This is a genomic window from Pantoea sp. E956-1, assembly GCF_982223955.1.
Genome location: NZ_CEUYZP010000001.1, coordinates 996,303 through 1,008,883, shown reverse-complemented (window position 1 = coordinate 1,008,883; position 12,581 = coordinate 996,303). Strand labels below are relative to the sequence as shown.

The 12,581-nt window shown below is 59.6% G+C and carries 7 protein-coding genes; all 7 read right to left on the bottom strand.

What is annotated here, in order from left to right:
• Positions 1–3: 3 nt before the first annotated feature.
• Entirely contained in the window at positions 4–1,383 is a 1,380-nt protein-coding gene (gene trhP / locus AC0T7J_RS04970) for a prephenate-dependent tRNA uridine(34) hydroxylase TrhP (protein WP_473792564.1), read from the bottom strand.
• Between the two features lie 123 nt (positions 1,384–1,506).
• A complete protein-coding gene (baeR, locus tag AC0T7J_RS04965; protein WP_425026284.1) occupies positions 1,507–2,214 on the bottom strand; it encodes an envelope stress response regulator BaeR in 708 nt (235 codons plus the stop codon).
• Positions 2,215–2,220: 6 nt separating this feature from the next.
• Positions 2,221–3,609: an envelope stress sensor histidine kinase BaeS gene (baeS, locus tag AC0T7J_RS04960; protein ID WP_473792562.1), complete on the bottom strand. Its 1,389-nt coding sequence runs from the start codon at positions 3,607–3,609 to the stop codon at positions 2,221–2,223.
• The gene (gene mdtD, locus AC0T7J_RS04955; protein ID WP_473792561.1) at positions 3,606–5,012 is read right to left on the bottom strand and encodes a multidrug transporter subunit MdtD; all 1,407 of its coding nucleotides are present in this window, start codon (positions 5,010–5,012) and stop codon (positions 3,606–3,608) included. Before mdtD ends, baeS begins: the two co-directional genes overlap by 4 nt.
• 51 nt (positions 5,013–5,063) lie before the next feature.
• Positions 5,064–8,138: a multidrug efflux RND transporter permease subunit MdtC gene (gene mdtC / locus AC0T7J_RS04950; RefSeq protein ID WP_473792559.1), complete on the bottom strand. Its 3,075-nt coding sequence runs from the start codon at positions 8,136–8,138 to the stop codon at positions 5,064–5,066.
• The gene (locus AC0T7J_RS04945; RefSeq protein WP_473792557.1) at positions 8,135–11,257 is read right to left on the bottom strand and encodes an MdtB/MuxB family multidrug efflux RND transporter permease subunit; all 3,123 of its coding nucleotides are present in this window, start codon (positions 11,255–11,257) and stop codon (positions 8,135–8,137) included. The genes mdtC and AC0T7J_RS04945 overlap by 4 nt, the downstream gene beginning before the upstream one ends.
• Positions 11,257–12,495 carry an MdtA/MuxA family multidrug efflux RND transporter periplasmic adaptor subunit gene (locus AC0T7J_RS04940; protein WP_473792555.1) on the bottom strand — a complete coding sequence of 413 codons (1,239 nt, stop codon included), beginning with the start codon at positions 12,493–12,495 and terminating at the stop codon, positions 11,257–11,259. Before AC0T7J_RS04940 ends, AC0T7J_RS04945 begins: the two co-directional genes overlap by 1 nt.
• Positions 12,496–12,581 lie beyond the last annotated feature (86 nt).

Sequence of the window (12,581 nt, the reverse complement as noted above, 5' to 3'; positions counted from 1 at the left end):
TCCTCAAAATGTTTCCGTTGGTAAACGATTATGCGGGTCACGGGTATCTTCACCGTGATCGAAGTTGCGCAGCAGTAGCGCAAAACGCAGATCCACTTCCCCGGGCACCCGCAGCCAGACGCGATGGCCATCGCCCGGCGCAACTTCAGTGGGTTCGCCGCGCGCATTCTGCAGCGCGTCCAGCTGGCAATTCAGGTTCCCCTGAGGCGTCATGATCTCCACATTGTCGTGCAGCATAAACTTATTCTTCACCGCCACTTCAGCCCATTCGCCCCGGCGTTCGCCGGTGAATTCGCCGACAAACTGCTGGCGATCGGACACCGAAAAGCCCTGCTGATAATTCTGGTAGCTGTCGTGAGTGTGGCGGCGCAGGAAACCTTCGGTATAGCCACGATGTGCCAGGCCTTCCAGGGTTAACAGTAGTGAGGAGTCAAACGGCTTACCGGCAGCGGCATCATCAATCGCCCGGCGATAAACCTGAGCGGTGCGGGCGCAGTAGTAGTAGGACTTGGTGCGTCCCTCAATCTTCAGTGAATGAACGCCCATCTCGCTGAGCCGCTCGACGTGCGCGACCGCGCGCAGATCCCGCGAGTTCATGATGTAGGTGCCGTGCTCATCTTCGAACGCGCTCATCACCTCGCCGGGCTTCATTTTCTCTTCCAGCAGAAACACCTTGTCGGTGGGCTGACCAACGCCCAGCGTTGGCGTCACATCCTGTACGGCGACAGGCGTGTGAATGCCAACGATATTCCCCACCTCATCCTGCTGACCCTCTGCCACTTTATACTCCCAGCGGCAGGCGTTAGTGCAGGTTCCCTGATTCGGGTCGCGTTTGTTCATATAGCCGGAGAGCAGGCAGCGACCGGAGTAGGCCATGCAGAGCGCGCCATGGACAAAGACTTCCAGCTCCATCTCCGGGACCTGCTGGCGGATCTCGGCGATCTCCTCCAGCGACAGCTCGCGTGACAGAATCACCCGGCTCAGCCCCATCTGCTGCCAGAATTTTACCGTGGCCCAGTTAACCGCATTGGCCTGCACCGACAGATGAACCGGCATCGTCGGGAAAGCGTCGCGCACCAGCATAATCAGGCCGGGATCGGACATAATCAACGCGTCGGGCTGCATCGCCACTACCGGCGCTAAGTCACGAATAAAGGTTTTCAGCTTGGCGTTGTGTGGCGCAATGTTCACCACCACGTAGAATTTTTTACCCAGTGCGTGCGCTTCACTGATGCCCAGAGCGAGGTTTTCGTGGGTGAATTCGTTGTTGCGCACCCGCAGGCTGTAGCGTGGCTGGCCGGCGTAGACGGCATCGGCACCATAAGCAAACGCGTAACGCATGTTCTTTAGCGTGCCAGCGGGGGAAAGCAGTTCGGGTTTCATGGTTTTCTCACTGATGTCAGGTCAGTATGCCGCCTCAGGCGGCAGGGGCAGGGCAGTTAAGCCCTGTAAAAGGTGCGGAATTGTAGGCAGTGAGAAAAGGGAAGTAAATTGATCGGGATCAAACTAGATCAAATGACAGGCATCGGCTTCCCAGCGATAGCCCATGCCGTAGACGGCGCGGATAAAAGGTTGCTCGCTGTCGAGATTCTCCAGCTTGCGCCGCAGGTTCTTGATATGGCTGTCGATGGTGCGGTCCGTGACCACGCGGTAGTCATCATAGAGATGGTTCAGCAGCTGTTCGCGTGAAAAGACCTTGCCCGGCTCCAGCGACAGCGTTTTCAGCAGGCGGAACTCCGCCGGTGTTAAATCCAGCGGTTTTTCGCGCCAGCTGGCGAAGAAGCGGCTCTCATCGACCCGGAGTAATGAGGCGCTCTGCGGCTCTTCCGCCGACCGTTTTACCCGGCGCAGAATTGTTTTGACTCGCGCCACTACTTCACGCGGGCTGAAGGGTTTACAGATGTAGTCATCCGCGCCCAGCTCCAGCCCCAGCAGCCGATCGATCTCCTCGGTGCGGGCGGTGACCATAATAATCGGCAGTTCGGAATGACGACGGATTTCACGGCACAGCGTTAAACCGTCGGTGCCTGGCAGCATCAAATCCAGCAGCATCAGGTCGGGTGGCGTCTGGCGCACATACTCCAGCACCGCGTTGCCGTCGGCAATGTGATGGGTACGGTAGTTCGAGGCATGCAGATAATCGATCATCAGCTGCGCCAGTTTCGGCTCATCTTCGACCACCAGAATCAGCGGGTCGTGGTTTTCCGGGCTCATAAGCGTCTACACAAGGGGAACATAGCGCAAGTGTAGCGCGATTTTCAGTCCACCTAAATCAGAGTGCGTCGCATGAATATCGCCGCCATGTGCGTCAGCGATATTTTTACAGATGGCCAGACCCAGGCCTGAGCCACCGCTGGCGCGATTGCGCGAGCCTTCGGTGCGGAAGAAGCGCTCAAAAATCTGCGCCTGATGTTCCCTGTCGACGCCTGGTGCGCTGTCATCAAAATCAATGCGCCAGTGGGGCGCCTCATACTTCAGCGTCACTTCAACCCGGCCCCCGCTGTCGGTGTAGCGCAGGCTGTTCTCCAGCAGATTAGTGAACAACTGCATCAGGCGGTCGGGATCGCCAAAGAAGGGGGCGTTATCGGGCAGATTCAGTTTCAGCGCCAGGCCGTGTGCCCGATAGCGTTCGGCAAAGCTGCCTGCCGTCACTTCCAGCAGTTGCACCAGATCGGTTGCCTGTTTGCGGTAGGCAAGAGCGCCCTCATCCGACAGCGACAACTGATGCAGATCGTCGACCAGCTTGGTCAGCACCACCACCTCGCTCTGCAGCGAGGCGATCGCTTCCGGCGTCAGTTTGCGGACTCCATCCTGCATCGCTTCCAGTTCACCGCGCAGGATCGCCAGTGGGGTGCGTAACTCATGGGAGATATCAGCCATAAAAGCGCGGCGCATGCTCTCATTTTTCTCCAGCGAGCTGGCAAGGAGGTTAAAGTCCCTGGCCAGCTGGCCCAGCTCATCCCGGCTGCTGACCTCAACGCGGGTGGCAAAATTACCGGCCGCCAGATGATGGGTGCCGTCGACCAGTCGTTTGACCGGAGCCAGCAGGCCGCGCGCCATCAGCCAGGTCGCCAGCGCCGCCAGTAGCGTGGACAGCCCCACGATAATCCAGCTGGTGCGCCGCTGCTGCTGATCAAAGTTAATGTCGGTGCTGCGGGTCAGCCGCTCCGGCGGCGAGCCGATCACCCAGCCAACCACTTTATTATTGCTGGTGGTGATGTTGCGTCGGGTGCCTTCGGGTGGCACCGGCGATTTTGGCCCGGCCAGCACTTTATATTGCTGGTCGAGGATCCAGAACTGGGTGCGCCAGCCGTGCGGCGGCAGCTGACTGCTGCTGTCGGGATTCTGCTCCAGCGAGCGCAGCATGGTGAACACCAGCCGATCGTTGTGGCGCAAAAAATCCCAGTTGCCGTGCTGCTCATACTGATCGGCCAGGGCATCGCTGAGCAGATTTAACCGCTGCTCGTTGCCGCGCTTAATGTAGTCGACAAAACCATGTTCGAAACTGAGGCGAACCCCCCAGTGCATGGTGATCAGCACCAGCATGCAGGTGGCGAAAATCGCCATAAACAGTTTGGCGCCGATGCCCAGGCGCAGGTTAACTCTCATTTTTTTCTCCGGCGTCGCAAATCAACGTTGGTACTCACCTGTGGCGGGACGCGCCAGAACACCAGCGCGGGCAGGATGATAATCAGCGACATACAAAGGTAGGTATAAATAAACATCTGGTGTTCTGTCCCGCTGTTCGCCGCGCTCTCCTGAGCAAATGCCCCCAGCAGCAGCCCGGCTACGGTAACGCCAATACTCATCGACAACTGCATAATCATCGACAGCAGACTGTTGCCGCTGGACGCCAGCTCATCGGGCAGCTCCTTCAGCGTCAGGGTATTCATTGAGGAGAAGCGAATGGCGTTGACCATGCCCTGCATAAACAGCACCAGCGGCAGCAGCCAGACCCAGCCCAGAATTGCCACCAGCGGGAACAGCAGGACCACCAGTGCCAGCGCCACGGTCGACATCACCAGCACGTTGCGGTAGCCATAAAGATTGACGATGCGCACCACAATGCGTTTCATCCCCATATTCCCCAGCACCATCGGAATCATCATCAGACCGGCGTGAAACGGGCTGTAACCCATGCCGAGCTGCAGAAAGATAGGCGTCATAAAGGGCAGCATGCCGCTGCCGATGCGGCCGGTAAAACTGCCGAGCAGGCCGATGGCGTAGATGCGGTTATCAAACAGCTTCAGGCTGAACAGCGCATTATCATTGCCGCGCGCATGCATCAGATAGAACAGCAAAGAGAACATACCCGTCAGTATCATGGCACCCAGCAGCAGCGGAGAGCCGCCACTGCTGCGCTGACCATCCAGCGCCAGCGTCAGGGTTGCCATCCCGGCGGCCAGCAGGATAAAGCCACCGAAATCAAAGCGCCGTGTCTGCATGCTGTAGTTTGGCATCAGCATCAGGGTGGCGATAGCGCCTGCGATGCCGACCGGGATATTGATCAGAAAGATCCAGTGCCAGCTGGCGTACTCCACCAGCACACCGCCCAGCGCCGGACCCAGCAGCGGGCCGATCTGGCCGGGCAGAGTGACAAACGTCATGGCGGACATATATTGCTCGCGCGGCACAATTTTCATCACCGTCAGGCGACCTACCGGCACCATCATGGCACCCCCCATCCCCTGAACCACCCGCGACAGCACCAGCTGATCCAGCGTGGCGGAGAGGGCGCACAGCAGTGATCCCAGGCTAAACAGCACAATCGCGCAGAAGAAAATGTTGCGCACGCCAAAGCGGTCGGCCAGCCAGCCGCTGACCGGCAGCATCACCGCCACCGTCAGCACGTAATAGACGATGACCGAGTGCATGTGCAGCGGGCTGACACCCAGATCGTGTGCCATCGACGGGATCGCGGTATTCACGATGGTGGTATCCAGCGTCTGCATAAAGAAGCCGATGGCAACAATCCACAGTTGCCAGCGGACATTAGTGCTTTGCGTAGTCATCGATCCCCCCGATAAAGGCGTCACGTCCGATGCCTGCTGCCGCCATACCTGTTACGGCTGCTGCGCGGCGGCCAGCGGGCGTTTTTTACGGCGCAACTTATCCATCATTAAATAGACTACCGGCGTAGTGTAGAGCGTCAGCAACTGGCTCATCACCAGCCCGCCGGCAATGGTAATCCCCAGCGGCTGACGCAGTTCTGCGCCGTCGCCGCTGGTCAGCACCAGCGGCAGCGCGCCAAACAGCGCCGCCAGCGTCGTCATCATAATCGGCCGGAAGCGCAGCAGGCAGGCCTGGAAAATCGCCTCCCGCGCACTGAGCTGGCCGTTGCGCTCTGCCTCCAGCGCAAAATCGACCATCATGATGGCGTTCTTTTTCACGATACCGATCAGCAGCAGAATACCGATTAGCGCAATCAGGCTGAAGGGCGTATCGAACAGTTCCAGCGCCAGCAGCGCGCCGACACCCGCTGAGGGCAGGGTAGAGAGAATCGTCAGCGGATGCACATAGCTCTCATAGAGGATCCCCAGCACAATATAGACTGCCGCAATCGCCGCCAGCATCAGCCAGAGCTGGCTGCTTTGCGACTGCTCAAATACCTGCGCCGTACCGGCAAAGCTGCCGCGCACGCTGGAGGGCACGCCAATCGCCGTCATGGTGCGTTCAATCGCCTCCGACGCCTGCGACAGCGACACGCCTTCAGGCAGGTTGAACGAGATGGTCGAGGCGGCCGACAGCCCTTCGTGGCTCACCGACAGCGGCGCATTAGCAGGCTGCCAGTGGGCGAACCACGACAGCGGAATCGCTTTGCCTTCGCTGTTTATCACAAACATCTGCGACAGGGCGCTGATATCCTGGGTGTAACGTGGATCGACCTCCATCACCACTTTGTACTGATTAAGCGGCTGGTAGATGGTGGAGATCTGACGCTGACCAAAGGCGTTATTCAGCAAGTCATTAGCCTGAGAAACGTCGATGCCAAGCCGCGCCATGCTTTCGCGGTCATAGGTCAGCGCCATCTCACTGCCTTTATCCTGCTGATCGGAGTTCACATCCGCCAGCTGCGGCAGGGCGGAGAACGCTGCGCGGATTTTCGGTTCCCACGTCCGCAGCGCGCTGAGATCGTCCGACAGCAGTGAATATTGATAAGCTGCATTCGATTCCCGACCGCCCGCACGCAGATCCTGCACCGCATTCAGATAGAGACTGGCCCCAGGCTCTTTTGCCAGTTTAGTGCGCAGCCGGGCGATAATCTCTGTTGCGCTCTCTTTCCGCTCCGACAGCGGCTTCAGTGAGATAAACATCGAGCCACTGTTGGTGCGCATCCCGCCGGTAAAGCCGACCACGCTCTCCACCGCCGGATCGGCCCCGACAATCTCCATAAAATCCTGCAGTTTACTGCGCATTGCCTGAAACGAAATGCTCTGGTCGGCAGAGATGAAACCGGAAAGGCGTCCGGTATCCTGCTCGGGCATAAAGGTTTTCGGAATATGAACAAACAGCCAGCCGGTCAGGGCAATGGTGGCGAAAAACAGCACCATCACCCAGCGCGCATGGTTCAGTACCACGGCAAGCGAACGACCATAGCCCTGCTGGAGCGCCATCAGCAGCCGACCCGCGCCGCGCCGACGCGGCTGGCTGCGCGGCGCGTGCGGCTTCAGCAGATATGCGCACATCACCGGCGTCAGGGTCACCGAGATAAACAGCGAGATGATGATCGATACTGACAGCGTAATGGAAAATTCAGAGAAGAAGCGACCAATCAGCCCGCCAATCATCAGCAGCGGCAGGAACACCGCAATCAGCGACAGGCTCATCGACAGCACGGTAAAGCCAACTTCCCGCACTCCTTTCAGTGCGGCGTCCAGCGGTTTCATGCCCGCTTCCACGTGGCGGGCAATGTTCTCCAGCACCACAATCGCATCATCCACCACAAAGCCGGTGGCAATGGTCAGCGCCATCAGCGACAGGTTGTTGAGGCTGAAGCCGCACAGGTACATCGCGGCGAAGGTGCCGATCAACGAAACCGGCACCGCGACGGCGGGGATCAGCGTGGCACGGCCCGAGCGCAGGAACACAAACACCACCAGAATCACCAGCGCCACGGCGATGATCAGTGACTGCTCCACCTCATGCAGCGAAGCGCGAATAGTGGGTGAGCGGTCCTGAGCAATCTGCAGATCGATGGCGGCGGGGATCACCTCATGCAGCAGCGGCATTTCGGCGCGGATCCGGTCTACCGTATCGATGACGTTAGCTTCAGGGGTTTTGCGGATCAGCAGCAGCACCGCCGGTTTACCGCGCGACATCCCGGCGTTGCGCACGTCCTGAACCGAATCCTCGACGGTCGCCACGTCCGACAGCCTGACCGCCGCACCGTTGTTGTAATGCACTATCAGCGGCTGATACTCACTGGCGGTCTGCAGCGCGTCATTGGTACGCAACTGCCAGCGCTGCTGCGAATCATCCAGTGCACCCTGTGGCCGTCGCTGATTGGCGTTGGAAATGGCGGTGCGCACCGCATCCAGCGACACGCCCTGATTAAACAGCGCCTGTGGATTCAGTGCCACGCGTACCGCAGGCAGCGAGCTGCCGCCTACGGTAACGTCGCCCACGCCCTCTATCTGCGACAGTTTCTGCGCCAGTTGGGTCGAGGCGTAATCGTAAAGCTGGCCCGGATTATAGGTATCCGAGGTCAGCGTCATGATCATAATCGGCGCATCTGAAGGGTTCACTTTGCGATAGGTCGGGCGCGACGGCATCCCGGTAGGCAGCAGGCTTTGCGCCGCGTTAATCGCGGCCTGGACATCGCGCGCGGCTCCGTTGATGTCGCGATCAAAATCAAACACCAGAATGATACGGGTGCTGCCCAGCGAACTGGTTGAGGTCATTTCACTGACGCCCGCGATGCGTCCCAGCGAACGCTCCAGCGGCGTGGCCACCGACGACGCCATGATCTCCGGTGCGGCACCCGGCAGCGAAGCCGAAATAACGATCACCGGAAAATCAACCTGCGGCAGCGGCGCTACCGGCAGCAGGCGAAAACCCAGCATGCCCGCCAGTGCGATGGCCAGGGTCAGCAGGGTGGTGGCGACGGGCCGGTTGATGAACAGGGCAAAGAACTTCACTCAGCGGCCTCCGTGCGGGCAAAGTGGCGGCGGGTGGCGTGCGCCAGTCGATCAAACAGCAGGTAGATCACCGGGGTGGTAAACAGGGTCAGCACCTGGCTCAGAATCAGCCCGCCGACCATGGCTATCCCTAGCGGATGACGCAGTTCAGCACCGACGCCGGTACTGAGCATCAGCGGCAGCGCGCCAAGCAGGGCGGCCAGCGTGGTCATCAGAATCGGGCGGAAGCGCAGCAGGCAGGCCTGATAGATGGCATCAACAGGCTTCATACCCTGTTCACGCTCGGCCGCCAGCGCAAAGTCGATCATCATGATGGCGTTCTTTTTCACGATGCCGATCAGCAGGATGATGCCGATAATCGCCACGATATCCAGCTCATTGCCGCTGAGCATCAGCGCCAGCAGCGCGCCGACACCCGCCGTGGGCAGCGTTGAGAGAATCGTGATGGGGTGAATAAAGCTCTCATAAAGCACGCCCAGCACGATGTACATCGCCACAATGGCCGCCACAATCAGCCAGACGGTGCTGCTCAGCGCCGCTTCAAACGCCAGCGTACTGCCCTGGAACTGCGTCATCAGCTCTGCGGGCATGCCAAGCTCGGCTTCAGCCTGCGACACCGCTTTCACCGCATCTTCCAGTGAATAGCCGTCAGCCACGTTGAAGGAGAAGGTCGCCGACGGGAACTGGTCAAGATGATTAATGCTGAGCGGCGTATTACGCTGTTCAATGCGGGCAATGGCGCTCAGCGGTACGCTGCCGCCGTCGCTGCTGTTAAGGCGGATCGCCTCCAGGCTCTCCATGCCTGGAGTGGCACTATTGTCCTGCTCCAGCACCACCCGATACTGGTTCGCCTGGGTATAAATGGTGGAGATGAGCCGCTGACCAAAAGCGTTGTACAGCGCGTTATCGACATCCGCCATGCTGATGCCGAGGCGGCTGGCGCTGTCGCGGTCTACTTTGACATAGGCTTCCAGCCCCTGATCCTGCCAGTCACTGCTGACATCGCGCAGCTGTGGCAGGGTGCTGAGCCGGGTCAGCAATGCCGGAACCCAGGTGCTGAGCGAAGACAGTGAACCCGATTGCAGCGTGAACTGATAGGGCGTGCGACTCGCCTGGGTATCGATGGTGAGATCCTGCACCGCCTGCAACCACAGTTGCACGCCCGGCACTTCACTGACCTGCTGTTGCAGGCGCTGCTGAATGGCAGGAATGCGGTCGTCGCGTTGATCCAGTGGTTTGAGGTTGATCTGCAGACGCGCGCTGTTCAGCGAGGCATTGGTGCCATCCACGCCAACAAACGAGGTCATGCTCTCTACCGCCGGATCTTTCATGATGATGGAGGCGACGTCACGGGTGCGCTGCGCCATGCTGGCATAGGAGACCGACTGCGGTGCCTGCAGCGTACCCTGAATAATGCTGTTGTCCTGCTGCGGGAAAAAGCCTTTCGGGATGATCATCCACAGCACCAGCGTCAGCACCAGGGTGCCAAGCGCCACCGACAGCGTGAGCCAGGGATGTTTGAGTACCCGTTTGAGGCCGCGGCCATAGGCGGCCACGATACGATCAAACATCGCTTCGCTGGCCCGCGAAAAGCGGTTCTGTTTACGCAGTGACTCCACGCTCAGCATCCTGGCGCACATCATCGGCGTCAGGGTAAGTGACACCACCGCTGAAATCAGAATCGCCACCGCCAGCGTCACGGCAAATTCGCGGAACAGACGGCCAATCACGTCGCCCATAAACAGCAGCGGAATCAGCACGGCAATCAGCGAGAAGGTAAGGGAGATGATGGTAAAGCCGATCTCGCCGGCCCCTTTCAGCGCGGCAGTCAGCGGCTTTTCGCCTTTCTCGATATAGCGTGAGATGTTTTCAATCACCACGATGGCATCATCGACCACAAAGCCGGTGGCGATGGTCAGCGCCATTAGCGTCAGGTTGTTGATTGAAAAGCCGAGGAAGTACATCGCCGCAAAGGTGCCGATCAGCGACAGGGGCACCGCCACCGCCGGGATCAGCGTGGCGGGCACGTTGCGCAGAAACAGATAGATAATCATCACCACCAGCGCCATCGCCAGCATCAGCTCAAACTGCGTGTCGTTGACCGACGCGCGAATATTGGTGGTGCGGTCGGTGAGCAGTTTCACCTCTACCGACTTCGGCAGGGCTGCGGTCAGAGCGGGCAACATGGCACGGATATTATCTGCTGTGGCGATGATATTGGCACCCGGCTGACGCTGAACGTTGAGCACAATCGCCGCATCGCGGTTGGCCCAGGCACCGAGCCAGCTGTTTTCTGCGCCCTGTTCTATGGTCGCCACGTCACCAAGACGCACCGGTGCGCCGTTTTTGTAGCTGATGATCAACTGACGATAATCTTCCGCTGATTTCATCTGATCATTGGCTGACAGGGTAACTGAGCGGGTCGGACCATCCAGGCTGCCTTTGGCAGAGTTAACGTTGGCATTGCTGATGGCGGTCCGCACCGTTTCGCTGGTCAGACCCAGCGCAGCCAGCGCCTGCGCATTCATTTTCACCCGCACCGCCGGACGCTGACCGCCCGATAGCGTGACCAGCCCGACGCCGCTGACCTGAGAAATTTTCTGCGCGACCCGCGTTTCCACCATGTCCTGCACCTGCGTCAGCGGCATGCTGCTGGTGGTGACGGCAAGGGTCATGATGGGCGGATCGGCAGGATTCACTTTGCTGTAGACCGGCGGATTAGGCAGGTCGTTGGGCAGCAGGTTAGTGGCGGAGTTAATGGCAGCCTGCACCTCCTGCTCTGCCACATCCAGCGGCAGCGTCAGCTGGAACTGCAGCGTCACCACCGAGGCACCGCCGGAGCTTTGCGACGCCATCTGTTTCAGGCCAGACATCTGACCAAACTGGCGCTCAAGCGGGGCGGTGATGGAAGAGGTGACCACATCCGGGCTGGCACCCGGATAGAGCGTGACGACCTGGATGGTCGGATAGTCGACTTCGGGCAGCGCCGAGACCGGCAGGAAGCGGTAGCCCAGCACGCCGGCCAGCAGGATCGCAATCATCAACAGCGTGGTGGCGACCGGCCGCAGGATAAACTGGCGTGACGGTCCGCCACTGTGATCGGGAGGCATGACCTGCATTACTCACGCTCTCCTTTTGACGGCAGGGCGGCGCGGGTAGCGCGCGGTGCGTTGCTCTGTGGCGCGACCACCTCGACTTTGGCGCCTTCCGTCAGGCGATCCAGCCCATCGGTCACGACGCGTTCACCCGCTTCCAGACCGGCGCTGACTACCACTTTCTCGCTATCCTGCAAGCCGGCAATCACGCTTTTCTTGCTGACCTTGTTGTCACTGTTAACCACCCAGACAAAGTTACCTTCGTTGCCCATCTGCAGCGCGGCAGGTGGGATCACAATCGCATCCTGCAGGGTATTGACCTTCAGCCGCACATTCACAAACTGATTGGGGAACAGCGTGTCGTCCTGATTATCAAAACGCGCTTTAACTTTAATAGTGCCGGTGGTGACATCAATCTGGTTATCGAGGCTCAGCAGTTTGCCGCTGGCGATCAGATTCTGATTACTGCGATCCCAGGCCTCTACCAGCAGCGGCTCACCGCTTTTCTGCGCCTTGAGAATCGAACTGATGCTGTTCTCAGCAAGGGTAAAAACCACATCAATCGGGTGCGTCTGGGTGATCACCACGATACCGGTGGTGTCGCCGCTGGTGACGTAGTTGCCGATGTCCACCTGTTTCAGCCCGACCCGGCCGGCAATCGGCGCGGTGATCCGGCTGTAGGTAAGATTGAGCTGCGCACTGGCGACGCTTCCCTCATCCGCTTTCAGCGTGCCGAGCGTTTCACTGACCAGTGAACGCTGGGTATCCAGCTCCTGTTGCGACACCAGCGAGGTTTTTGCCAGCTTCTCGAAGCGCGCCAGGTCACGACGGGCGTTGGCCAGCGTCGCCTGATCTTTCGCCAGCTGGCCCTGCGCCTGCGTTAACGCCACCTGATAAGGCCGCGGGTCGACTTCTGCCAGTAGCTCGCCCGCTTCCACCTGCTGGCCTTCGGTAAAGTGGATTGCCAGCAGATCGCCATTGACCCGGCTGCGCACCGTGGCCGTGTTAGCTGCGGTCACCGTACCCAGTCCGCTCAGATAGTGCGGCACGCTCTGGCTGGTGGCCGTAGCGGCCTGAACCGGCGCGAGGGGACGACGGGCGCCGTCACCGCCGCCTTTGCCGCCACGTGGCGCAGGTGCGTCACTCTGACGGCTGCTCTGGGGCTGGGCATGGCGCTGCCAGGCATAATAGCCGCCAGCGACCACGGCGATCAGGGCCAGCACGATAAGGGTTTTCTTCATAACAGGATGTCGGGTGCTCATGATTGTTGGTGCTCTCCAGCAGTGACGTAGTCCCAGGCGCAGGCATAAAATGGGTAGCCTGCAAACGACAGAGTGTAGCCGCCTCT

Coding starts and splice junctions, on each gene's coding strand:
- trhP (WP_473792564.1), bottom strand. CDS start 1,383: ATGAAACCCGAACTGCTTTCCCCCGCTGGCACGCTAAAGAACATGCGT.
- baeR (WP_425026284.1), bottom strand. CDS start 2,214: ATGAGCCCGGAAAACCACGACCCGCTGATTCTGGTGGTCGAAGATGAG.
- baeS (WP_473792562.1), bottom strand. CDS start 3,609: ATGAGAGTTAACCTGCGCCTGGGCATCGGCGCCAAACTGTTTATGGCG.
- mdtD (WP_473792561.1), bottom strand. CDS start 5,012: ATGACTACGCAAAGCACTAATGTCCGCTGGCAACTGTGGATTGTTGCC.
- AC0T7J_RS04945 (WP_473792557.1), bottom strand. CDS start 11,257: ATGCAGGTCATGCCTCCCGATCACAGTGGCGGACCGTCACGCCAGTTT.
- AC0T7J_RS04940 (WP_473792555.1), bottom strand. CDS start 12,495: ATGAGCACCCGACATCCTGTTATGAAGAAAACCCTTATCGTGCTGGCC.